Raw genomic sequence first — 23,958 nt, 5'->3', positions numbered from 1 at the left:
TAATATTTTTCATTTATTTTTAACTTTTATTCATTTTAAATTTTTTTTATTCTTTTTAGGAATAGATAGCTTAACTCTTCTAAATCTCATAGCCTTTGTAAGTTTAATAAGTATAGTAGGGTTTATTCCTGTGACATATAATGGTTTAGGATTTAGGGAATATTTTATATTAATTGTATTTAGTCAAGTATTTACAGTAGAACAAATTATTTTAATTGGTATATTTTTTTTGAGTAGAACCGTACCTTCAGCTATAATAGGAGCTTTACTATTTGTTGAAAACTCAATAAGAAAATGAAAGTAAATATTTAATGAAAAAAATTATATCTTTTTGTATCCCAATACTTAATGAGGAAGAAAATATTAGACCTTTATATGAAGAATTAATCAAGATTTTAGAAAAATATAAAAATGTATACTCATATGAAATTATTTTTACAGACAATAAAAGTACCGATAACAGTTATAAAATAATTCAAGAAATAAATTCTATTGATAAAAATGTTAAATGTTACTCATTCTCAAACAACATGGGAAAGGAAAGATCTTTGATAAATGCTTATAAATTTTCAAGTGGTGATGCAGCTATACAACTAGATTGTGATTTTCAAGATCCTCCTGAATTAATTGATAATTTTATAAAAAAATGGGAAGAGGGATATGAGTATGTTTATGCAATTAGAAAAAATAGAAAAGAAAATTTTTTAATTAAAAATTTAAGAAAAATATTTTATAGATTGATTAATTTTTTAAGTCATGCTGAATTAAAAAATGATGTAGGTGATTTTTCATTAGTGGATAAAAAAATAATTGAGATTTTAAAATCTATTGATGAGAGAGATACTTACTTAAGAGGATTTATTTATTCTCTAGGTTTTAAAAGTTTTGGAATTGAGCACACTAGGAATGATAGAATAGCAGGTAATACCAAGTTTAATTTTTTTAAATACGTTTCAGAGTCTTTTAAACATATAACAAATCATACTATAGCTCCACTCAGAATTGCAACTTTATTTGGTTTAATTATTTCTTTTTTTTCATTCATAGGATTTGTCTATTACTTTATTCAGAAAATTTTTGATCCAACAAGCAGTCCACAAGGCTTTACTACTTTAGTCTTTTTAATGTTATTAATTTTAGCCCTAAACAGTATTTTTATTGGTATAATTGGTGAGTATGTTGGAAAAATATACAATCAACTTAAAAAATTTGATAAGACAGTCATTATTAAAAAAATTGACTAAATCTATATCTCTGAAAAAAAATTATGAGTGTTGTTAGATCTGACGTAGGAATAGAAAAAATTTATAGATTTTTTTCAAGGTCCTTTGTAAAAAAAATTATCAACACCAAAATAACACCAAATATAATTTCATGGTTGTCTTTTTTAGTATTTGTTATTTCTATTCCTTTTATAGTTTTAGCAAATAATGGATATATAAATTTTATTAGTTTTCTTCTTATAAATATCTCTCTTATTTTTGATTGTGCGGATGGAGATCTTGCAACCGAAAAAAATCTTAAAACTGCATTTGGTGGACATCTTGACTGTACTTTGGATAGACTTACAGACAATCTCTTTATATTAGCAATAATTTTTTCAGTCTTTCAAAATGATAACCAGATAATTTATTTATTTTGTGGTTTAATATTTTTAGGATTTAGATTTTGTATAGATAACGTTTATTTTTCAATGATAATTTTTTTGCCAAATTTTAAAGAAAAAAACATAAGTGAAAGCTTTTTATTTAAAATTTCGGAATATTTTATATTTACTAGAACAAATATGCTTTTTTGGGGATCTATTTTTATATTGTTTAATTTGCATCAAATGTATTTAGTTTTGATGAGTGTTTATGTTTTTTTATATTATTTTACAATTTTGTTTTTTACGTATTTAAAATCTTATAAAAAATAATTAGATATTTTTTATATTCCACGTTTTGTTTTTTTTCCAGATTTCTTCTAACTGCATTTTATCCTTAAGAGTATCTACTGATCTCCAAAAATTATAATGTTTATACACAGCAACTTCATTTTTTTTTATATGTTTCGATAGTGTTTCTTTTTCAAAATATTCTTTTGTAGAGCTGATTGTATCTATTACAGATTTATCGATTACAAAATATCCAGCATTAATCCAATTATTGTTATCATTAGTTTTTGTCTCATTAAATGAAACTAATTTGTTTGATTTAATATTTGCTATTCCATATCGATTTTTTGGTCTTGTTACACTCATTGTGATTTTAGACTTATTTTTTAAGTGAAAATTAACTAAATTTTTTAAATTAATATTAGATATACCATCACTATATGTCATAAAAAAAAATTTATCTTTTTTTAAATAATTTTTAATTAGTTTAAGTCTGCCAGCAGTGCCAACTTCACTTCCTGTATCTACAAATGTAATTTTCCAATTTTTATTTAATTTTTTTTCAAAAAAAATCTCATTTTTTGAAAAATCTAAAGAAAAATCTAAATTGTTATTATAATAATCAAGAAAATATTTTCTTATTAAATCACCTTTATAGCCAAGACATATAATAAATTCATTAATTCCATATTTTGAAAATAATTCTATGATATGAAGAATTAAACTCTTGCCACCAACTTCAACTAGGGCTTTTGGCTTTGTTTGAGTTTCTTCAGATAGTCTAGTTCCTAATCCACCAGCTAATATTACACATTTCATAAAAAATTTAATTATTATAAGTAATTATATTAAATATATCGTTTTTATCTAATTTTACAGGGTTATTTCCCAATCTCAGTAAATTTATACCATCAAATATTTTTTCAGAGTTTTTAATTATATCAATATTTAAAGATTTTAAATCATCTTCAAGCTTAGCTGTTTTTTTAATAAAAGATATTTTTGAATTAAATTCATTTATATTTTTTACTTCAAAAATTTTAAAAATTATTTCAAATCTTTTTGTAATATCAAATGAAGTTTGTGATTTATTAATATTATCAAAAGTAAATTTAAAAAAGTTTTCAAAAAACAAGCTAACTGAATGGCCATGACTTATATTATAAATAGACGTAAATGGATAAGAAACTGCATGAGGAGCTGTAGTTTTTGAAATACTAATAGCTTTGCCAGCTAAATTTGCAGCTATACTCATTTCGGAGGCATTTCTTAAACTTGGTTCCTCTAGGAATGATAAATAATTTTTTGACAAAATCTTTAATGCTTTTGTGGCATAATCTACGCTCATGTCATTAGATTTCTTTGAAACAAGTGACTCTAATGCTTGCGCAATAGCATCAAAGCCTGCAGATGACTTTACACTTTTTGGTGAAGAAACTAAAAAGTCTGGGATTAAGAAGAAATAATCAGGTATTAATAAATCACTTTCAAAAGAATGTTTTATTCCATCTACATAAATTACTGCATTAGATGTTACCTCAGCCCCTGAACCTGCTGTTGTAGGTATTACGGCTAAATTAGTAAATTTTTTTTTGTATGGATATGAGTAATTAACGATTAAATCTTTTAAATTTGGAACAACATCAATCACATTTGCAATTTTAGCATAGTCAATAACTGAACCACCACCTATAGCTAATATTAAATCTGGTTTAAAATGTTTAATTTTTTTAACAATATTTATCAATTCTTCAAAAATAGGTATGTCAGAATTTTTGAAAAGAATTTCAGTTTCTTTATCTTTAATAAAATTTTCTATAAATTTTTTTGCACCTGAAATTTCAAATGATTTTTTTCCACAAAAAATTAAAATTTTTTTAAATTTTTTATCATTAAGAAAAACTTTTAAATCTTTTAAATTATTAGTCATTATTCATAAATTCTTTTTTAATTTTTATTAAATCAGAGGGCCTTGGCAATTTGCTTATTTTAGAATTTGAAACTTTTACTTCTAAAAAATCTAGTGAATTATTTTTTATAAATTTTTTAATTATTTTTTTTAATTGATCTTTCTTATTTATCTCATAGAAATTTTTAAAACCTAGGCTTTTTGAAAACTTTTTCAATTCAATATTCTTTACAAATGTTTCCTGACCTCCAACCGAATCATGAGTATTATTGTTTAATAAAATATATTTTAAATTTTTTTTTGCAAAAGAGCCTATAGTTTTAATTGAACCTAAGTGCATTAAAAATGAACCATCTCCATCAATACAAATAATTTTTTTTTTATTTTTTAATGAGTAACCTAAAGCAACAGAAGAGGTGTGACCCATTCCACCTACCATGTAAAAGTCTTTACCTTTATTTAAATTATATTTTTTTCTTACATACATAAGTTCTCTTGAGTTATATCCGGTACTAGAAATAACTTTCATTTTTTTATCTAAATTTTCTAAGAGCGTTTTAAAAAATAGTTCTTTATCAAGATTGAAAATACCTTTTTGTTTTTTGGTTTTACTTTTTTCTAAAGTACCCATTTCAATTAGTCCTGCTAAAATTGTATTATTTTTTTTACTGATTTTAATCTTCTGATTAAAAGTCTCTAAATCTTTTTTTGTTTTAAGAATTACGTATTTAATATTTAATAATTTTAGAATTTCTCTTGTAATTTTACCTTTAACATTATGTTGAGGTTCATCTTTAATATTTGGTGAACCCCTCCACCCAATCAATAATATCAAAGGTATATTGTAGACTTTTTTATGAGCTATTGAAATTAGGGGATTTAGAGCATTTGATAAACCAGAGTTTTGCATATAAACACAAGGTATTTTTTTTGTTGAAAGATAATGACCTATACCTATAGAAACTGCTGATCCTTCATTAGTAGCGATAACATGGTTTTTATTTTTTTGTAAATAGTATGATAATTCTTTTAAAACACTATCAGGTACACCTGTGTAAAAATCACAACTATTTTGCTTAAGAATTTTAACTAATGAATTTACATTAATCATTCTTAATTAAATTTATAATTTCATTAATGGGAATAATTTTTTTATCAGCTTCAAAGGCTCTCTCTTTTTCCAATATAATTTTTGCAACACTCATCATGGATGGATAAGCTGCTCTCAAGAGTTGATTTGCATATATAACTATTTTAAAACCGTTTTTAATTAAATCTCTTTCATAAACGCTTGAATAAGTTGATGGTACAGCAACTAATGGTTTAAAGCTTTTGCTTTTGATAAATTCTTTAGCAAATGAAAAAATTTCATTAGGTTTTTTTTCTTTGCTATGAATTAATATAGCGTCAGCTCCAGCTTTTGAATAAATTTCGGCTCTCTTTAAAGCATCTTTGAGGCCTTTACCTAAAATAAAGCTTTCAATTCTTGCTATAGCTAAAAAATCTTTTGAAAGTCTAGATTGGCAAATTTTAGATATTTTCTTTGCAAATAATTTTGGATTATCTTGTTTTGTGCCTTTTTGATTCTTAAACAATGAATTTTTTTTCAATCCTATTTTGTCTTCCATAATTATTGCGGATACACCTGATCTTTCCAATGATCGCACTAGAAAAGATAAATGCTCTATTTGACCACCATTATCGGCATCAAAAATTAAAGGTTTAGATGTAACATCCATCATATCGTTTAGGGATAAAATTCTTGATGAAAAATCTACTGATGAGTTATCAGGTTTTCCTTTTGTAGCTGAGTCTGTCAAACTTGAAGACCACATAGCATCGAATTCATGAATTTTATTTTTTTTGTTAATGTTTAATTTTTCGATTATCAAACCTGTTAGGGAATTATGTGATTCTAAAACTCTTACAATTTTTTTTGAATTCATTAGTCTCTTTAATCTAGAAACTCTATTATCTGTTTCAGACATTATATTCGACAGTTCTTTTTTTATTAATGAAGAAGAAATATTTTCTGTATACTTAGGTTCAATCAACTGACCTGACCATTTATTTAATGCAGTAATTACTCTTTGCCTAGTTTTTTTTTGAATCCCTGTTTTCCAGTCATTGCCATGTACAACAAATTGTGGCTTAATTAAATTTAGATTTTCTACATAATCTAATGTTGTCTGAGGTATAACTTTTTTGACATATCTTAAGTTCTCAATCACAATTTTTCTTTTTTCATAACTCAAATAAGGAAGTTTTTTATAACTTGCAATAGCTTGATCCGTCAGTAAACCGACTATCACATCTCCATATGATGAAGCTGTTTTTAAAATATTGATATGACCTCTGTGTAGAAAATCTGCAGCCATGCCAACATAAACTAGTTTTTTTTTCATGTAGTGATTTTTTATATATTAATAAAAATAATTATACTAGATAATTAATTATTTAGTTTTATCTTTATTTTCTTCAAGAGCTTTAAATTTATTTTTACTTTTTTTTTTGTCTTTATAATATTGTAAATATTTAGATTTATATTTCGAATCAGTATATGTATAGTAAAGAATTCTTCTATCATTTTTCGAAAAATTTTTTTTTGACTGGTGTGGACAAGTATTTGAAAAGAAAACAACATCACCTCTTTTTAAATTTATTCTTTCAAACTTGATTTCACTCAAAGTTTTATGGTTGAGTGCAGGGGTTCCGTCATTTCTTGTTTTCTTCAGCAAATCTTCAAAATCTCCATTATGTGCCTTGGAAAGTTCTATTGTACCATTTTTTTTATTACAGTTGTCTAATGCAATTAAAGCATTTATAAAAAAATCAGAATATTCATACCAACCCTTTTTTTCAGTTTTATCGTTTATCTTAAATTTGAAAACTCCATCAAAATGAGCAAAAAAACCATCGCCTCCTGGGGGTTTTGCATTGAATTTATCTTTAAAAATTAAAAAATCCTTTTTAAATATTCTCTTTAAGATTAATGAAATTTTTTTATTTAATCTTTTTAATTCAACACCTTTGTCATACAATTTTTCAATTCTTCTTAAATTTCCATGAGTATCAAAATACTGATCAGTATTTTTTGCAGAGTAAACTTCTTTAATTATCGATTGGGTAAAACTGCTATTTAAAACATTTCTAATTACAAAATAGCCTTTTTTTTGATATGTTTTAACATATTTGTTCTCATTCAATAATGTCATTATTTTTTTAATCTATCGAAATATCTATTTAAACTATTATAAGAATATTTTTTAATATCTTTTTTAGAATAATAAACCTCGTACCACTTAAATATATCTGCCATCATAATTTTATATGTATAAATTGGTTTCCACTTGAGTTTTCTAAAAATTTTTTTGCTATCTAAAGTTAAAGTTTTTTTTTCAATATCTATATTTTTTTTTAAAAGTTTTTTTTCAATTTTTTTTTTGAAAAAAAAATAATAAATTTTTTTTACAGATAACCTTGAGTCATGTGGTGCAACATTCCAACTATGAAACTGTTTTGATGAACTTGTGAATTGAGAAATTAACAAATATCCATGAATTACATCATAAATGTGCTGCCAAGGTCTTATGGAATTCATATTTCTTATATTTATTTTTTTTTTTCTAAATTTTGATAATACAAGGTCAGTGATTAATCTATATTTACCCCAATCACCTCCCCCAATTATATTACCACTTCTAATAGTTGTAATTTTAATATTACTTGAAAAGTATTTTTGATACGATTTAACCATTATTTCTGCTACTGCTTTTGATGCGCTATAAACATCATCTCCACCTAATGGGCTTTCCTCATTGAATAACAATTTTTTTGAGCTATTAACATAACATTTGTCTGATGTAACAATATTTACTGTGATTTTTTTTTTGTAAGATCTTAATATTTCCAAAAGATTCAAAACTCCAAATGAATTTGTTTTATACGTATTTATTGGATCTCTATGACAATCTAAAACTATTGCATTTGCAGCTAGATGAAAAACCACATCAGGTTTTTCTTTATTGATAATTTTTTTTAAGCTATTGTAATTATTAATGTCACCATTGTATAAACGAATTTTATTCTTTAAACCCATAATATTAAATAAACTAGGTTTAGAGGGTGGTTTCAAAGAATATCCTATTACTTTTGATTGCAAAAAATTTAAAAAAATTACCAACCAGGATCCACTAAAGCCTGTACAACCTGTTATCAAAACTTTCTTATTTTTCCAAAAATTAAAATTTAACATCATAAGGATTTGATTAATGCATAATTATGTATACTTACAATATTTCGTTGCGCAACTTTTAATTTTTTGTTTTGGATACAATCTTACCAATAGATCTTTAACTGGTTATTTGACAGCATTATTCACAATTTCGATGTCTATTTCTTTTTTAATAAGGTTGGTACCATCACAAAATCTATCTAGCTCAGAGAGGCTTTCACTTTCTGTTGGTTCAATCATCATTGTTCCAGCAACAGGCCATGACATTGTTGGAGCATGAAATCCGTAATCAATTAATCTTTTTGCGATGTCTTCCTCTGTTATACCGGTATCTGATTTAATGTTTCTAATATCAATAATACATTCGTGAGCTACATTGCCATTAGCTCCTTTATATAAAATTGGATAATGATCTTTCAATCTGTTTGCAATATAGTTTGCGTTAAGGATTGCTACCTCTGTAGCATATTTTAAACCTTCAGAACCCATCATCTTTATATACATCCAAGATATTGATAAGATACTTGAGCTTCCCCATGGGGCTGCAGAAACAGCACCTATACCTGTTGCTGGTCCACAATCTTTTACAACTGGATGATTAGGTAAATAAACTTGCAAATGTCTTTTACAAGCAATTGGTCCCATTCCTGGTCCTCCTCCACCATGTGGAATACAAAATGTTTTATGTAAGTTTATATGACAAACATCTGGTCCAAAGTTTCCTGGTCTTGCTATTCCAACAAGAGCATTTAAGTTTGCACCATCCATGTATACTTGACCTCCGTGTTTGTGGATTAACTCACATATATCTGTAATTTTTTCCTCAAATACACCATGAGTAGAAGGGTATGTAACCATTAATGCTCCAAGGTTTTCAGAATGTGCTTCTGCTTTTTTCTTAAGATCTTCAAAATCAACATTTCCTTCTTTGTCACAATCAACAACTACAACTTTCATTCCAACCATTTGGGCACTAGCTGGGTTTGTTCCATGTGCTGAGCTTGGTATTAGACATATATTTCTGTTTCCTTCATCTCTATCTAAATGATATTTTCTAATTACCATTAGTCCTGCATATTCTCCTTGGGCACCTGCATTTGGTTGAAGTGATACTCCAGAAAAACCAGTAATTGATCTTAGCCAATTTTTAAGATCAGTGAATAATGCTCTGTATCCTTCCATTTGTTCGATCGGAACAAAGGGATGAGGTTCTGCTAATTCTCTCCATGAAATAGGTATCATTTCTGCAGTAGCATTTAATTTCATAGTACAGGAACCAAGTGCAATCATAGTTCTATTAAGTGCTATATCTTTGTCTTCTAATTTTTTTAAATACCTAAGCATCTCAGTTTCTGAGTGATATGAATTGAAAACAGGGTGTTCTAGATATTTTGAAGTTCTCAATAAATTTTTTGGTAAATTAGGTAAACTTACTGTTGGGTCTTCTTTTTTGATAGATTCAGCTGCATTAAATATTTTTAACAGCTGATTTACTCTGTAAACATTTTTCTTTTCATCAAAAGAAACTGCTAGCATTTCAGAATTTACTTTTCTTATATTTACCTTTTGATCTAGTGCGTTTTTATAAATCTGCTCAGTTTTGTCATTAGTAATAATTGTAACTGTATCAAAGAAATGATCTGAGTAAATTTCATATCCAGATTGTTTTAGTTTATCAGCAAAATTTTTAGCTAATTGAGAAACTCTTTCTGCTATCGTTTTGATACCTTCGGGACCATGATAAATGGCATATGCTGCCGAAACAATTGCTAACAAGGCTTGAGCTGTACAAATATTACTTGTCGCTTTATCCCTTCTAATGTGCTGCTCTCTAGTTTGCAAAGATAACCTGTAAGCTTTGTTACCATGTCTATCTACTGAAACACCAATAATTCTTCCTGGCATAGATCTCTTAAATTCATCTTTGGTTGCAAAGAAAGCTGCGTGTGGTCCACCATAACCCATTGGAATTCCAAACCTCTGTGAACTCCCAACAGCAATATCGGCGCCTAATTCTCTTGGATTTTTAAGTAATGCTAAAGCTAACAGATCTGAAACAAGTACGGCTTTACCATTTTTTTTATGAATTTTGCTAATAGCTTCACTTGGATCTTTGATGTCTCCTAAAGTTCCAGGGTATTGAAGAATTCCACAAACTAAATCCTCCTTTAATTGACCCAAAACTTTATCTTCATCACCAACAAGAACTTTTAATCCCATTGGTTCTGCTCTTGTCTGAATTACATCAATTGTTTGTGGATGACAATTTTCTGAGACAAAAACCAAATTACTATCTTTTTTATTTAATCTATGACTTAATCCCATTGCTTCAGCAGCAGCTGTTCCTTCATCAAGTAAAGATGCGTTCGCAATGTCCATGCCAGTGAAATCAACAATCATTTGCTGAAAGTTTAATAACATTTCTAATCTTCCTTGAGCTACTTCTGGCTGATAAGGAGTATAAGAAGTATACCATCCTGGGTTCTCAAGAATATTTCTTAAAATAACATATGGGGTATAAGTTCCGTAATAACCCATACCAATAAAATTTGAATATATTTGATTTTTTTTAGAGATTGCCTTTAATTTTCTTAAAGCTTCATACTCTGAATTTGACTCTCCAATATTTAAACCATCTTTCAATTGTATTTTTGCTGGAACCGTATCTTTGATTAAATCCTCTAGAGATTTGTAATTTAGTTCCCCAAGCATCTTAGCTTGTTCTTCTTTAGAAGGTCCAATATGTCTTTTTAAGAAATCTTTTTGAGAGTTATGTAACATAATTATGAATTCTCCTTTGCAAATTTTTCATACTCATCTCTACTCATTAAAGAGTCCATTTCTGAAGGGTCTTTTAATTTCAACTTAAAAAACCAAGCTGAACCTTCTGGGTCCTCGTTAATTTTTGCAGGATCATCTACAATGGTTTGATTAGTATCAACCACTTCTCCACTTACTGGAGTATAAACATCACTAGCAGCTTTAGTTGACTCGACCACACCAGCAGTTCCATCTTTTTCAACATTTGAACCTTTGTCTGGTAACTCAGCAAATACAATATCCCCTAACATTTCAGTAGCATGCTTTGTAATTCCAATCGTAGCTGTATCCCCTTCTACTTTAATCCACTCATGTTCTTTTGAAAATTTTACTTCACTCATTAGACTGCTCCTTTCACATAGCTTTTTTTATAAAATGGTAATCCACTGATATTTGCTGAGTGTTTTTTTCCTCTAATCTCAAGAAAAATTTTAGAATTTTTATTTGAATATTCACTATCTATATATCCCATAGCTATTGGTCCATTAACACTGGGTCCAAATGTTCCACTCGTAATTTCACCAATAATTTGATTTTTATCATTAAAAATCTTTGTTTTTTCTCTAGCTATAATTCTCCCTTCAGGCTGTATTCCAACTCTCAGTTGTTTTGTTCCCTGGGATAACTGTTCTTTTATCATTACTGAACCAATAAAATTCATATCATCTAATCTTGATTTTGAGATAGCCCAGTTAAGATTAGCTTCTATAGGTGTAAGGTTTGTATTTAATTCATGTCCATACAAACACAAACCAGCTTCTAGTCTCAAAGTATCTCTCGCTCCTAAACCAATTAATTCAGCACCTTTGCCCATTAATTTTTTTGTAAACTCTTCTGCCAAACTATTTGGAACGGAAATCTCAAAACCATCCTCTCCGGTATATCCAGATCTAGTGACAAATATTTTATTTTCTAAATAATTAAACCAACCCCCAGACATAAAATTTAATTTGTTTACTTCTGGAGTTATATCGTTGAGAATTTGAACGGCGTTAGGCCCTTGTATAGCAATTAGCGATCTATCATCTTTTAATTCATATTTATAATTTTCTCCTAATAATTCTTTAATTATTTTGAAGTCATTATCTTTACATGCTGCATTTAAAATCATTAAATAACCATCTTCTAATTTTGTAATTATCAAATCATCGTGTATTCCTGCCTGATCATTCATAAGGAAACTATACTTTGACTTGAAAACTTTTAATTTTTTCAAGTTTAATGGAAAAATTTTTTCTAAATCTTCTGTTAATTTATTATCACCATAAATAAATAGTTGACCCATGTGTGAAACGTCAAATATTCCAGCAGCAGACCTGGTGATTTTATGTTCTTCAACTATTCCTTTTTCATATTGAATAGGCATTTCATAACCTGCAAATTCAACAAATTTTGCCTTGTTTGTTTGGTGAAGATTAAATAATGAAGTTTTATTTTTTGTCATATTAACTCTTTTACCCATCTGTATATTTGCCTGAGAGTTTTGCTCCTTCGGCGAGAATTTAATCTCTTTCCAGAGTTAATACGTAACGGTCCTTTTGCCTGAGAGATTCCTGGGCAGTTGCTCCTTCGGCGCTACAAATTAAGTAGTCTCTCCCGTTGAACAATAATCACTTATTATGAAATAAAAGTCAATTGGTATTAAGTTGTTTTTTTTCAACTGAAAATAAATAATAAAATTGTAATAGAACTGCAAAGATTACAATTGATCCACCAAATAAAACAATCATTGGTGGTTGTTCATCAATAAATATCCAAGCCCATAATGGTCCTAAAACTGCCTCAGTTAACATAATGATTCCTACCATCGCTGATGGTGTTCGTTGTGCACCGATTGTAATAAAAATAAATCCTAAACCTAATTGAAGAGAACCAGCTAAAAAACCTAAAAATATATCATGACCAGATATTAATATTTTCCCTGACATTAGATATCCAATGATTAAAGCAAACACGCCAGCAATAAACTGTGAAGGAACCATGTCTACGTTAGGATACTTTCTTACAACTAATATCAAAACAGCAAAAGATATTGGCATTAAAAAAGCTGCGAGATTGCCAGTCATTTGACCAGGTGACAACGATCCTCCAACCATTAATAAAATTCCTGAAATTGCCAAAATAATTGATGCTAGTGTTATTGCTGAAATTTTTTCTTTGAGAAAAAAATATCCGAAAATTGCAAGGAAAATTGTTTGTGTTTGAATTATGAAATTAGCATTAGCTACTGTAGTGTTGTACATGGCAAATACATATCCGCAAAAACCAAAAGATAAAATAAACCCACCAAAAAAACCTGGTATTCCAGAATCGTAAAAAGATTTTAAAAATTTAGATCTGTAAGTAATAAAAAGATAAACACTTATAATAAGTAAAAAAAATACAGTTCTCCAAAATAATATTTGCCACAAAGTAGCTCCCTCAAATGATTTAACAATTAAACCTCCAAAACTTAAACTGCAGGCTCCCATAAAAACTAATAAAGGACCAGGAAGTTTTTTAATTATATTCATTGAGTATTTTTGAGTATTTATTGATTTCTTTTGTGTAACTCATAAATAAATTTTCAGCTTCTTCAAGACTTACTTCTTTAAATCTAATTTCAGTATTTGGCTTCAGTTGTGATAAATTATCTAAATCTGCAGATATAACTGTTGCAATCTTAGGGTATCCGCCAATTGTACCATGATCAGCTAACATGATTATAGGGTTTCCATCACCAGGAACTTGAATCACACCTTTTATAAGTCCTTCTGATTTAATATTTGAACTAACAATATTTTCTAACTTATTGCCCTCAAGTCTAATACCCATACGATCAACCATATTTGTTATTTTAAATTTTTTATTAAAAAAATTACTTTGAGCTCCTTTAGAAAAGTAATTAAAATTTGTTCCTTTAATAACTCTTATTTCTGTAGATCGTTCATTTTTATATCTTAATTGTTTTATCTTAACTTCAGCAGAATTATTTTTTGTGGGAATTATTTGATTTGTGTCAAACTTCATTCCTTCATTAGGTCCAATTTTGGCTTTAGTATTGATTGAACAACTTTTCCAAATATTATTAAAATCAAAACCATCTTTTATAGCAAGATAACCATAAAGCGAATTGATTGTAGATTTTATATCAACTTTGTCTCCTTTATTAAGATTATAAATCTTATAACAATAGCCTTCTTCAATCTCTTCATTGTGTCTTATAATATCAAAATTTACTTCTCCCGTAATACAAATGGACAATTTTGATCCATCAAATTCTAATAATGGACCTTGCAAAGCGAACTCCAAAGATGGCTCGTTAACGTTATTATTTAAAATTATATTAGCTAATTTAAAGTTTTTTTTATCTATAGCGCCACTAACAGTGATACCTAGGTGATAAAATCCATTTCTACCGTCATCTTGAATAGTAGTGTGAGTTCCTGGTCTTAAAATTTTAAAAGTCATCTATAGTTATCAAAATCTTTTTTAGTTATTAATTTAAATTGAATCACATCACCTGGATTAATTAAAACTGGATTTTCTTGATTATTTCGATCGAAAACTTCTAATGGTGTTTTCCCTATAATATTCCACCCACCTGGGCTTTCCTCCGTATAAATATTTGCAAACTGTTCGGTAATGCCAATTGATCCTTTTGGAACCTTTAATCTTGGCGTCTCCAACCTATTACATCTCATGTCACTATCTAAATCTCCAAAAAAAGGCATACCAGCTATAAATCCAGTCATGTAACAGAAATATTTTTTTTCAAATATTCGTTGTAGAATTTTTTGACTATCTAAGTTTAATTTCTTTTCCAATCTTTGGATATCTAACGAAAATTCTTCATCACAACATATTGGAACTTCTAATTTTTTGCCGTCAGAATTCTTTGATTGATCAATTTTAATTGTTATTAGAAAATCTTTAAGTTTCTGAAAACTAATTATGTTTAGGTCAAAAGTAATTATTAATTTATTATAAGATGGTGTTAAGTTTAAAACTCCATCAATATTTTTTTCTTTTAAAAATTTAAAATAATTAATTACTTTTCGGTTGGTCTCTTTATTTACTTCAGGACCAAAATCGCAATAGACGGCTGAGTCTCCAAGATTTAATATATTTTTAATCATTTGATGTTATAAATTATACCAGTTATGGAAATTAATATAAATTGTGATTTAGGAGAAAAGTCTAAACTTCATTCTAATAAAAATGATCCAGCTTTGTTAAAAATAGTAAACTCAGCAAATGTTGCTTGTGGATATCACGCTGGTGATGAGGAAACTATGAGAGAAGTTATCAAAATATCTAAGAATAGAGGCGTCAGTATTGGCGCTCATCCTTCATTTAATGATCCAGATAATTTTGGTAGAGAACGGATGAACTTATCAGAAAATGAAATTAGAAAATTGATTATAGATCAATATGAAATCCTGCAAAAAATTGCTCAAGAAAATAATGAAAATGTAACTCATATGAAGCCTCATGGTGCTTTAAATAACATGGCATGTGAAGATATAGAGCTCGCAACAATATTGGCTAAAGTAATATATGAAATAGATAAAGATTTGATTTATTTGGTTCCAACAGGATCAAAAATGGAAAAGGCTGCAAAAAGCCTTAATATGAAAATTGCTTGTGAAATATTTGCTGACAGAAATTATGAAGATGACGGCAATTTAGTTTCTAGAAAAAAACCTCATGCTTTAATAACAGATCCAGAAAAAGCAAAAAAACACGTGTTAAGTATGGTTCAAAATCAGGCAATTAATTGTCACAGTGGAAAGCAGATACCTTGTGAAATAGACTCGGTGTGCATACATGGAGATAATGAGAGTTCATTAGCAACTGCAAAATCAATAAGAGATAATTTGCTAGAAAATAAACTCAATTTAAAACCTTTAAACAAAATGGAGAAATTTATTTAATGAAAAAGTTACTTTCAATCTTAACTATTCTAACATTAACATCATCTACTGTATTTGCGGCAGGTTCATCAAGTGACTCTCAGCCTAAAGTTTCTGATTATAAAAAAGCAGTAAAATTAATTAAATCTGCCAAAAAGTATGAGAGTGATGGCAAAAATGACAAAGCTGAAAAAAAATATAAACAAGCGCAAAAATTACTTTTAAAATCAAATGATAAAAAACCAAACAATGCAGATACATTAAATTATCTTGGTTTCACAACAAGAAAGTTAGGTGACTTTGAAAATGGAGAGAAATACTATTTACAAGGTCTAGCTATTGAACCTAACCATATAGGTATAAATGAATATCTTGGCGAACTGTATGTTGTAACTAATAGAATGGATCTTGCTAAAGAAAGGCTTCAAATTTTAAAAGGATGTAGCTGTGAAGAATATTCAGAGCTAAAAGAAATAATTGAAGGCACAAAAAAATCAAAATACTAAATTTGAATATTTATAAAAATATTATAAAATAATTTTATATTGTTAGAACAAATTATCATCGTAAGCCAAATGGTTATCATCAATTTGGTGATGGCCGCAGACAATGCAATTATAATAGGTATAATTGCAGCAAGCTTTGCTCCTAAACATCGTTACCAAATAATAATGTGGGGACTATTCGGTGCTCTACTGTTTAGGATTATTTTTGCTTTTTTTGCATCCTATCTATTTGGATTTGCGTTTGTAAAAATTTTTGGAGGCTTGCTTCTAATTTGGATTGTAAATGATCTAAGAACAGATTTATTTAGTACAAAAAGAATAAAATCACCCACTAAAGCTTCTAAAGAACCATCTTATGTTCAAAGTGTATACAAAGTTCTATTTGCAGATATCACTTTAAGTTTCGATAATGTAATCGGAATTGTTGGTGTTGCTAAAGATAATATTAATCTATTAATTTTTGGATTATTTTTATCTGTTGTTTTCGTTGGAACACTTGCGAGATTTTTTGCTGAAAAAATTAAAAAATACAAATGGATAGGTTATTTGGGTCTTTTTGTAATTTTACTAGTAGCTATACAATTATTAATAAGTGGTATGATTGACCTTGAAATTCTTTCAGTTAATGAAAATTTTGAGAGATTTTTTTAATATAAATATTTCTTAGATGGATATTTAAGGGATTTAACTTCTGTTTTATATTTTTTAACAGCATCTCTAATTGTCTTTCTTACATTTCCAAATTCCTTTACAAATTTAATTTTTGAATTCGTTAAACCAATTAGATCATCAGTCACTAAAATTTGCCCATCACAATGTTGAGAAGCACCTATGCCAATTGTTATAATTTTAATTTGATCTGTAATTTCTTTTGATAATTTTTTTTCAACACATTCTAAAACAATTGCAAAAACACCTGCTCTCTCTAAAACTTTTGCTTCATTAAGTAATCTTAATTTTTCTTTAGAAGATTTACCTTTAAATGTGAATTTACCTTTTTCATTTTGCGGTAATAGACCAATATGACCCATAACAGGTATCTTATTTTTGATTAGATGTTTAATTATTTCAACTATCTTTTTATTCCCACCTTCTAGTTTAACTGCATCACATTTTGTTTCTTTCGTTACTTTTTTGCAGTTTTTTAATGCTTCGGATTTATTTCTGTAAGTATTGTAAGGCATATCAACTACCATTAAACTTTTAGTGATACCTTTTCTTACACTTTTCGAATGATTTATCATCATTTCCAAAGTTACTGATCTTGTCGTATTAAAATCGTAAAGTACTGAACCAAGAGAGTCTCCAACTAAAATTATATCTACAAAGTTATCAATTTCTTGAGCAATATTTTTTGAATAAGCCGTTAAACTTCTTATCTTGGTTTTATTTTTTTTTATTAGTAAATTTTTAATTTTTTTCATTAAATTCACTTCGTTTATATTTATTTAACATTGATTTTGAAATAGATAGCTTTTTAAAAATTGGCATATTTTCGTCTATAATTCTCCAAAATGGAAGTTTAGGTTTTTTTAATTTTTGATTTTTTTGTTCTTCAATAGAGGCCTCAACGGCAATTCTAAGAAAAATACCTGTAGAAACTGGACAAGTTTTATCCGCTTTTGCTCTTTTAGCTAGTGCATCTCGCATTTGAATTAACGTTCTTTTTTTACCTATGGGGATTTTTTTTATGTAGTTTGAAATTGACTTAGGAGAAGAAATTAACATCTTCTGACCTTTTTTTATATCAGCAAAATTAAATGTTAGTTTTTTTATTTTTTCTTTCTTATCGTTGTTAAATTTTTCTAACCACATAAATAAAAATTAGAAAATAATTTCATCTACCACGTACCGATGTTTTGCATTGAAACCCATGGTTCTTTAGGTTCAAGATTTCCTTCTTGAAGAAGTTCTACTGATATATTGTCGGGAGAACGTACGAAAGCCATATGACCATCCCTGGGGGGTCTGTTGATTGTGTATCCCATATCCATTAATTTTTGACAGGTTTCGTAGATATTTTTTACTCTATATGCTAAATGACCAAAGTTTCTTGACCCATTTCCTAAATTATCGCCATCCCAATTGTAAGTCAATTCTATTTGTGCATTTTCATCATTAGGAGCTGCCAAAAAAACTAAAGTAAATCTTCCTTTTTCGTTTTCCATTCTATTAATTTCTTTTAATCCCAAACCATCACAAAAAAATTTTAAAGTTTCCTCTACGTTAGAGACCCTAATCATTGTGTGCAAATATTTCATAATAAGATTTTATAATATTTTTTTACTCTAGTTCAATAGTGCTTGGTGGTTTAGATGTTACGTCATAAACAACTCTATTTATTCCTCTAATACTATTTACTATTTTATTTGATATTTTTTGAATAAATGATTTTTTAAAATCATAATAATCAGCTGTCATACCATCTTGAGAAGTAATTGCTCTTAATAAACACAAATATTCATAAGTTCTATTATCACCCATAACTCCAACAGTCTTTACTGGCAATAATGCTGCGTAAGCTTGCCAAATTTTATCATAAAGATTGTGTCTTCTTAAACCATCAATAAAAATTTCATCTGCTTCTTTTAGAATTTTTATTTTCTCCGGTGTAATGTTTCCTGGCATTCTTATTGCTAAACCTGGTCCTGGAAATGGATGTCTAGATATTATTTCTTTACTTAGTTTTAACTCTAAACCTAATTTTCTCACTTCGTCTTTAAACAAAAATTTTAAGGGCTCTACTAATTTAAGTTTCATCTTTTTTGGAAGTCCACCAACATTATGATGTGATTTTATTTTTGAAGTTTGACTGCCTGTAACTGATTTGCTCTCTATTAAGTCAGGATATAAAGTTCCTTGAGCTAAAAATTTTACATTTTTTATCTTTTTAGAATATCTTTCAAATATATTTATAAATAAATTTCCTATGATTTTTCTTTTTTTTTCAGGGTCTGTCACATTTTTCAATTTTCCTAAAAATTCTTTTTCTGCATTAACATATGTTAAATTCATTTTAAGTTTACTTTTAAATGTTTTGACAACTTGAGTTTCTTCATTTTTTCTTAAAAGGCCAGTATTCACAAATATACAATGTAACTTTTTTCCAATGGCTTTATTTAATAACTGTGCAACCACACTACTATCTACACCTCCTGATAATGCACAAATAACTTTTTCGTTACCAACTTGATCTCTAATTTCTTTAATTAATCTTAATTTTTGATCTTTTGAACTCCAGTTTCTTTTAATTTTACAAATTTTAAATAAGAAATTGTTTATAAGTTTTTTCCCATTTTGAGTATGAGTAACCTCAGGATGAAACTGAACACCATAAAAGTTATTTTTACTATCTTCAACAGCTGCAAATTTTGAATTTTGGCTTTTAGCAATAATTTTAAATGATTTTGGAATTTTTGTTACTTGGTCTGCATGGCTCATCCAAACTCTAGATCTATTTTGCTTATCAAAAAAACCATCTAAAAGTTTACTATTAGAGTTTTTGATTAGATTTGCTAAGCCAAACTCTCTATGTTTTGATTGTTTAACTCTTCCTCCTAAGCTTTTTGATAAAATTTGATGTCCAAAACAAATTCCAAGCACTGGTAAATTTTTTTTTAATAAATTTTTATCAAATGAAAATTTGTCATTTTGATAAACATTTAATGGACCACCAGATAATATTAGCCCTCTTACATTTTTGTTTACTTGATTTATTGAAATTTTTTTATGACTTATGATTTCACAAAAAACGTTGGCTTCTCTTATACGTCTTGCAATTAGTTGAGTAAATTGGGAGCCAAAATCTATGATGATAATTTTGTCTAAGTTTTGATTAAGAGTCATTTTTCGGCTCTAAGTCTTTTAGAGACTCTAAAATTCTTTCATTTTCTTTACATAAACTTTTACAAATTTTTACAAATTTTTCTGAAAGCTCTTTTACTTCTGAATAGTTTGAATTTTCTACAGCAATATCCATTAATCTAAGTGTAGCATCTTCGTTACTTGGATCTAATAATAATGTGGTATTAAGATTTTTTTCTTCTTCTTTCTTATTTTCTTTTTCTTTAAAAATTTTTGCTAAATACAAATAAGATTTTGCATCCTTAGGGTTGAATACAATATTTCTCTCTAACAAAAATCTTGCTTCATCATATTCTTTTTTATCAAACTCTTTTATAGCTTGATCATAGTAGTTTTCATCTGCATAAGAAAAACTAACTAGTGCTAATAAAGTAAATACTGCTGATAAAGTTTTAATAATTTTTGACATTAATATTTCCTATCATCTTTAATTTGATCAACGTTATGAACCATACTTTCATAAAATCCTGCTTTTGTAATCTTAACAAATCTAGGTTTATCTCTTAAATTCTTTATTTGTTTAGCTCCTAAATAACCCATTGATGATTTAAGTCCACCAACAAGTTTATATAATACATCTACAACTTTGCCTTTATATTTAACAAATCCTTCAACACCTTCTGGAACATATTTTGAAGCATCCTTTTGTTTTTTTTGAAAATATCTATCTGCAGATCCTTTATTCATTGCACCTACTGAGCCCATTCCTCTAAAGCTCTTAAATTTTTTACCATTCTTGATAATCAATTTCCCTGGTGTTTCATCAGTTCCAGCAAACAATGAACCTATCATTACTGCATCAGCTCCTGCTGCAAAAGCTTTAGCTAAATCGCCTGAATATTTAATTCCACCATCTGAAATTATAATTGCTTTCTTATTTTTTAATCCATTTCTTACAGCCAATATTGCGCTTAATTGAGGCACACCAATTCCAGCCACTAATCTTGTAGTACAAATAGACCCTGGACCAATTCCAACTTTAATAATATCAACTCCTAAGTTTAATAAATACTTTGCAGCTTCAGGTGTAGCAATATTTCCAGCACATAAAGTTACTTTTGTTTTTTTCTTTTTAATAAATTTAATTATCTCACCCACTTTCTTTGTATGTCCATGGGCAGTATCAACAACAATTAAGTCAACACCCTCTTTTAATATTTGTTCAGCTCTTTTATGTTCATTAGGTCCTGCTCCTACCGCAGCTCCTACCAATAATTTTTGTTTTTTTACCTTTTGAATTTCACTAATTTGTTTTTTTATATCTAAATTTCTATGGATTACTCCAATTCCACCTACTCTTGCTATAGCAATCGCCATTTTACTTTCGGTAACAGTGTCCATTGCTGAGGTAAGGATGGGTATCTTTAAGCTTAAATTTTTTGAAAGTTTAATGCTTGTATCAACCTCTGATGGAAGCACCTCAGAATAATTTGGTGCTAAAGTTACATCATCAAAGGTAATAGCTTCTTTAATAGGATCCATAACGATTTATATATGATTCCTTTTATTTTTAAAGTCTCTATCTCAATTTTTTACAAATAATAAAACTCTCTTTAGAATCTTTTCTACTAGATTTTGGTTTAAAAACCTTAACCTCTTTAAAAATCTCCTTACCTTTTGCAACTATTTCATTAAAAGAACCGCCCATAAATATTTTTGAAATAAAACTCCCTTCTTGTAGCAAAACATCTTTAGAAAAAATCATAGCTTCCATACATAATTCACCAGTTTGAATTGCGTCTATATTCTTAATTCCAGTTGTATTCACAGCCATATCAGACATAACAATATTAACTTTATCTTCTGCAGATTTTAAAATTTCATCTTTTATTTTATCTTCAGTGAAATCTCCCTGTATTTGTAAGCTCTTTCCCAAAGGTTCCATTTCTTTTAAATCTATAGAAATTAATTTTCCGTTTTTAATCTTTTTTTCTGCATATTGAGACCAACTCCCTGGTGCTGCTCCAATATCAACAACTGAGAGGCCACCTTTAAAAATAGAAAACTTTTCATCAATCTCCATTAACTTGTAAGCAGATCGTGCTCTATAACCATCAATTTTTGATTGTCTAACGTAAATATCTCTTCGTTGTTTGTTTACCCAATTTTTTGAAATCTTATTTTTTTTCAATTAACTTGTGTATCTAAGGCTTTTAATAATTTTTTTGTTTTCTAAAGTATCAATCTCTATTTTGATATCTTTATTATTTCTCATATCTTTTCCATCTTGCCAAATTCCGGCTGCTAAATGCATAATTCCTATTTTATAGTTGGGCAAATAAGGTTCTACAAATGTTTGGTTTTTTTCATCAAATTTTGGAAGTAAATTACTAGTTAGCCAATTACATTTGAGTGGCAAAAATTCAGTTTCTAAATCATCAATATAAACTGACATATTTATTGCTAACTGTTCAGATCCAAAAATATTTCCAGCTTTAAGTGTTGTTTCTAAATTTTTCTGCCAAATTTTCCAACCTGGTGAATTTTTTTCTAAAGAAAAAACACCGATATTAATATGTGGTGCAAATGCTAATTTTCTAGCTTTTTCCATTCCTATTTTTGATTTAATTGCGTGTTTAAAATTTTGTGATTTAATTATTGCTAATTTTCCAAATAACCAATCTACTCTTGATGTTATCTTGTAACCAGGTCCTACTGTTTGAGTAATGCCAAGCTTTCCATTATCACAAGCTTTAATTAATAACTCTACAGTATTCCAATCGTTTACCCATGCATCGCCATCAATCCAAAGATATTTTTTATAATTAGGAAAATAATTTGGTAAAAAAGCTCTTGATACTTGGCTTTTTAACCATTCTTTTCCTTTAACTTTAAATTCGGGTACTTCTATATCCCATGCTGCTGGTTTTATTTCGTCAACTTTTTTTGATAACTTTTCTATCTGAATATCTGTTAATCCTGCATCTAAAATACAAATTGCAACTTCACTGCTTTCTTTGAATCTCTTTATCGAGTCAACTAATTCTTCTATTAATTCAAAATAATTTGAATCAGCTAACGAAACAATGACATTTTTCTTCATTTAAAGAACATCTTCAAGGTCTTCATTTTCATCTTTCTCAATTTCTTTTTGATGTTTTTTGAGTTTTTGAAAATGAAAGAAACTTATAGGTAGAAGCATTAGATATATAATTGAACTAATTGTTATAATTTCAAAAGTATAAATCAATAATAATCCAAAAAATAAAATTATACCAAATAAGAGAAATATTGTTGTTCTTCTCCTGATGACAATTTTTTTAAATGAGTAAGTTGGAAATTTACTAATTAATAAAATAGAAGTTGTAATGAAAAAAACAACTGAAAGTATATTATAATTTAAAGAGAAAATATAAAATTTATCTAATCCACTTAAACTAAATATTAATGGTGTCATAACCAATATGCCTCCGGCAGGTGAAGGTACTCCTTCAAAAAAATTATCTTTCCATGATGGCTCTTGGTTTGAATTAACATTAAACCTTGCGAGTCTGAGAGCTACACATACAACATAAATTAAACATAATAACCACCCTAATCTTCCAAGATTATTCATTACCCAAAAATACATAATAAATGCAGGCGCTACTCCAAAGCTAATCATATCAGTTAAAGAATCTAGTTCTTTACCAACTTTTGAAGTGCCCTTAATCAATCTAGCAATTCTTCCATCTAAGCCATCAATTAATGCGGCAAACAAAATTGCAATAATTGCAAACTCAAATTTTCCATCTAAAGCAAACCTTATTGAAGTAAGGCCAATACATACACCTATTAGTGTTAGCATGTTAGGCAAAATTACTCTTGTTCTGTGATCTGCAACAATTTTTAAATTATTTTTTGGCTTTTCCATA

The 23,958-nt window shown here is 28.0% G+C and carries 25 protein-coding genes, 2 pseudogenes and 1 riboswitch; of the genes and pseudogenes, 6 read left to right on the top strand and 21 right to left on the bottom strand.

Translation table 11 applies throughout. The annotated features are described in order from the left end of the window. The 3 genes and pseudogenes from ACTT90_RS07265 to ACTT90_RS07255 all read left to right on the top strand — a co-directional run. Nucleotides 1-298: pseudogene (locus ACTT90_RS07265) on the top strand (hypothetical protein); the annotation flags it as partial. A 13-nt stretch (nucleotides 299-311) separates the two neighbouring features. Further along, a complete protein-coding gene (locus ACTT90_RS07260; protein ID WP_440938064.1) occupies nucleotides 312-1,244 on the top strand; it encodes a glycosyltransferase family 2 protein in 933 nt (310 codons plus the stop codon). Between the two features lie 23 nt (nucleotides 1,245-1,267). Continuing rightward, complete coding sequence (locus ACTT90_RS07255; RefSeq protein ID WP_440938063.1) at nucleotides 1,268-1,918, top strand: CDP-alcohol phosphatidyltransferase family protein; 651 nt, start codon at nucleotides 1,268-1,270, stop codon at nucleotides 1,916-1,918. Here the strand turns inward: ACTT90_RS07255 and ACTT90_RS07250 are convergent, their stop codons facing one another. The 12 genes and pseudogenes from ACTT90_RS07250 to ACTT90_RS07195 form a co-directional block, all read right to left on the bottom strand. Continuing rightward, the gene (locus ACTT90_RS07250) at nucleotides 1,919-2,695 is read right to left on the bottom strand and encodes a sugar phosphate nucleotidyltransferase (protein ID WP_440938062.1); all 777 of its coding nucleotides are present in this window, start codon (nucleotides 2,693-2,695) and stop codon (nucleotides 1,919-1,921) included. A 7-nt stretch (nucleotides 2,696-2,702) separates the two neighbouring features. Then, the gene (locus ACTT90_RS07245; RefSeq protein ID WP_440938061.1) at nucleotides 2,703-3,806 is read right to left on the bottom strand and encodes an iron-containing alcohol dehydrogenase; all 1,104 of its coding nucleotides are present in this window, start codon (nucleotides 3,804-3,806) and stop codon (nucleotides 2,703-2,705) included. Continuing rightward, a complete protein-coding gene (gene aepY, locus ACTT90_RS07240; protein ID WP_440938060.1) occupies nucleotides 3,799-4,896 on the bottom strand; it encodes a phosphonopyruvate decarboxylase in 1,098 nt (365 codons plus the stop codon). Before aepY ends, ACTT90_RS07245 begins: the two co-directional genes overlap by 8 nt. Beyond that, nucleotides 4,889-6,190: a phosphoenolpyruvate mutase gene (gene aepX / locus ACTT90_RS07235; protein WP_440938059.1), complete on the bottom strand. Its 1,302-nt coding sequence runs from the start codon at nucleotides 6,188-6,190 to the stop codon at nucleotides 4,889-4,891. The genes aepY and aepX overlap by 8 nt, the downstream gene beginning before the upstream one ends. Before the next feature lie 48 nt (nucleotides 6,191-6,238). After that, a complete protein-coding gene (locus ACTT90_RS07230) occupies nucleotides 6,239-7,000 on the bottom strand; it encodes a phytanoyl-CoA dioxygenase family protein (protein WP_440938058.1) in 762 nt (253 codons plus the stop codon). After that, the gene (gene rfbG, locus ACTT90_RS07225; RefSeq protein WP_440938057.1) at nucleotides 7,000-8,043 is read right to left on the bottom strand and encodes a CDP-glucose 4,6-dehydratase; all 1,044 of its coding nucleotides are present in this window, start codon (nucleotides 8,041-8,043) and stop codon (nucleotides 7,000-7,002) included. Before rfbG ends, ACTT90_RS07230 begins: the two co-directional genes overlap by 1 nt. A gap of 132 nt (nucleotides 8,044-8,175) precedes the next feature. Continuing rightward, nucleotides 8,176-10,800, bottom strand: a pseudogene (gene gcvP / locus ACTT90_RS07220) (aminomethyl-transferring glycine dehydrogenase); the annotation flags it as partial. Nucleotides 10,801-10,802: 2 nt separating this feature from the next. Then, nucleotides 10,803-11,180 (bottom strand): glycine cleavage system protein GcvH, encoded by a 378-nt coding sequence (gene gcvH, locus ACTT90_RS07215; RefSeq protein WP_440937553.1) that lies wholly within the window; start codon nucleotides 11,178-11,180, stop codon nucleotides 10,803-10,805. Then, the gene (gcvT, locus tag ACTT90_RS07210; protein WP_440937552.1) at nucleotides 11,180-12,283 is read right to left on the bottom strand and encodes a glycine cleavage system aminomethyltransferase GcvT; all 1,104 of its coding nucleotides are present in this window, start codon (nucleotides 12,281-12,283) and stop codon (nucleotides 11,180-11,182) included. The genes gcvH and gcvT overlap by 1 nt, the downstream gene beginning before the upstream one ends. A 76-nt stretch (nucleotides 12,284-12,359) precedes the next feature. After that, nucleotides 12,360-12,448: riboswitch (glycine riboswitch) on the bottom strand. Nucleotides 12,449-12,470: 22 nt separating this feature from the next. Beyond that, nucleotides 12,471-13,352, bottom strand: coding sequence for a DMT family transporter (locus ACTT90_RS07205; protein ID WP_440937551.1), 882 nt, complete (start codon nucleotides 13,350-13,352; stop codon nucleotides 12,471-12,473). Next, nucleotides 13,339-14,289 carry a biotin-dependent carboxyltransferase family protein gene (locus ACTT90_RS07200; RefSeq protein ID WP_440937550.1) on the bottom strand — a complete coding sequence of 317 codons (951 nt, stop codon included), beginning with the start codon at nucleotides 14,287-14,289 and terminating at the stop codon, nucleotides 13,339-13,341. Before ACTT90_RS07200 ends, ACTT90_RS07205 begins: the two co-directional genes overlap by 14 nt. Further along, nucleotides 14,286-14,957, bottom strand: coding sequence for a 5-oxoprolinase subunit B family protein (locus ACTT90_RS07195; protein ID WP_440937549.1), 672 nt, complete (start codon nucleotides 14,955-14,957; stop codon nucleotides 14,286-14,288). The genes ACTT90_RS07200 and ACTT90_RS07195 overlap by 4 nt, the downstream gene beginning before the upstream one ends. Nucleotides 14,958-14,981: 24 nt before the next feature. Between ACTT90_RS07195 and ACTT90_RS07190 the strand changes: the two genes are divergently transcribed. The 3 genes from ACTT90_RS07190 to ACTT90_RS07180 all read left to right on the top strand — a co-directional run bounded on the left by ACTT90_RS07190 (nucleotide 14,982) and on the right by ACTT90_RS07180 (nucleotide 16,891). Next, nucleotides 14,982-15,755 carry a 5-oxoprolinase subunit PxpA gene (locus ACTT90_RS07190; RefSeq protein WP_440937548.1) on the top strand — a complete coding sequence of 258 codons (774 nt, stop codon included), beginning with the start codon at nucleotides 14,982-14,984 and terminating at the stop codon, nucleotides 15,753-15,755. Beyond that, entirely contained in the window at nucleotides 15,755-16,240 is a 486-nt protein-coding gene (locus ACTT90_RS07185) for a tetratricopeptide repeat protein (protein WP_440937547.1), read from the top strand. Before ACTT90_RS07190 ends, ACTT90_RS07185 begins: the two co-directional genes overlap by 1 nt. 69 nt (nucleotides 16,241-16,309) lie before the next feature. After that, nucleotides 16,310-16,891 (top strand): YjbE family putative metal transport protein, encoded by a 582-nt coding sequence (locus tag ACTT90_RS07180; RefSeq protein ID WP_440937546.1) that lies wholly within the window; start codon nucleotides 16,310-16,312, stop codon nucleotides 16,889-16,891. Here ACTT90_RS07180 and panB read toward each other — a convergent pair. Genes panB through pssA form a run of 9 tightly spaced genes read right to left on the bottom strand, consistent with a single transcriptional unit; the run spans nucleotide 16,888 to nucleotide 23,957 of the window. After that, the gene (gene panB, locus ACTT90_RS07175) at nucleotides 16,888-17,664 is read right to left on the bottom strand and encodes a 3-methyl-2-oxobutanoate hydroxymethyltransferase (protein ID WP_440938056.1); all 777 of its coding nucleotides are present in this window, start codon (nucleotides 17,662-17,664) and stop codon (nucleotides 16,888-16,890) included. The genes ACTT90_RS07180 and panB overlap by 4 nt on opposite strands. Next, a complete protein-coding gene (locus ACTT90_RS07170; protein WP_440937544.1) occupies nucleotides 17,651-18,055 on the bottom strand; it encodes a hypothetical protein in 405 nt (134 codons plus the stop codon). The genes panB and ACTT90_RS07170 overlap by 14 nt, the downstream gene beginning before the upstream one ends. A 26-nt stretch (nucleotides 18,056-18,081) precedes the next feature. Next, nucleotides 18,082-18,501 carry a VOC family protein gene (locus ACTT90_RS07165; protein ID WP_440937543.1) on the bottom strand — a complete coding sequence of 140 codons (420 nt, stop codon included), beginning with the start codon at nucleotides 18,499-18,501 and terminating at the stop codon, nucleotides 18,082-18,084. A gap of 22 nt (nucleotides 18,502-18,523) precedes the next feature. Then, nucleotides 18,524-20,086 (bottom strand): glutamine-hydrolyzing GMP synthase, encoded by a 1,563-nt coding sequence (guaA, locus tag ACTT90_RS07160; RefSeq protein WP_440937542.1) that lies wholly within the window; start codon nucleotides 20,084-20,086, stop codon nucleotides 18,524-18,526. After that, on the bottom strand, nucleotides 20,076-20,513 hold the full coding sequence (locus tag ACTT90_RS07155; RefSeq protein WP_440937541.1) for a tetratricopeptide repeat protein: 438 nt from the start codon (nucleotides 20,511-20,513) through the stop codon (nucleotides 20,076-20,078). The genes guaA and ACTT90_RS07155 overlap by 11 nt, the downstream gene beginning before the upstream one ends. Then, nucleotides 20,513-21,586 (bottom strand): IMP dehydrogenase, encoded by a 1,074-nt coding sequence (guaB, locus tag ACTT90_RS07150; RefSeq protein ID WP_440938055.1) that lies wholly within the window; start codon nucleotides 21,584-21,586, stop codon nucleotides 20,513-20,515. The genes ACTT90_RS07155 and guaB overlap by 1 nt, the downstream gene beginning before the upstream one ends. Nucleotides 21,587-21,623: 37 nt before the next feature. Continuing rightward, entirely contained in the window at nucleotides 21,624-22,235 is a 612-nt protein-coding gene (locus ACTT90_RS07145; protein WP_440937539.1) for an RlmE family RNA methyltransferase, read from the bottom strand. Beyond that, nucleotides 22,236-23,147 (bottom strand): glycosyltransferase, encoded by a 912-nt coding sequence (locus ACTT90_RS07140; protein WP_440937538.1) that lies wholly within the window; start codon nucleotides 23,145-23,147, stop codon nucleotides 22,236-22,238. Further along, nucleotides 23,148-23,957: a CDP-diacylglycerol--serine O-phosphatidyltransferase gene (gene pssA, locus ACTT90_RS07135; RefSeq protein ID WP_440938054.1), complete on the bottom strand. Its 810-nt coding sequence runs from the start codon at nucleotides 23,955-23,957 to the stop codon at nucleotides 23,148-23,150. Nucleotide 23,958: the final 1 nt, after the last annotated feature.

Source organism: Candidatus Pelagibacter sp., assembly GCF_052049935.1.
Taxonomy (GTDB): domain Bacteria; phylum Pseudomonadota; class Alphaproteobacteria; order Pelagibacterales; family Pelagibacteraceae; genus Pelagibacter.
The sequence above is the reverse complement of the archived record's forward strand: the minus strand, read 5'-3'. Positions and strand labels throughout refer to the sequence as shown.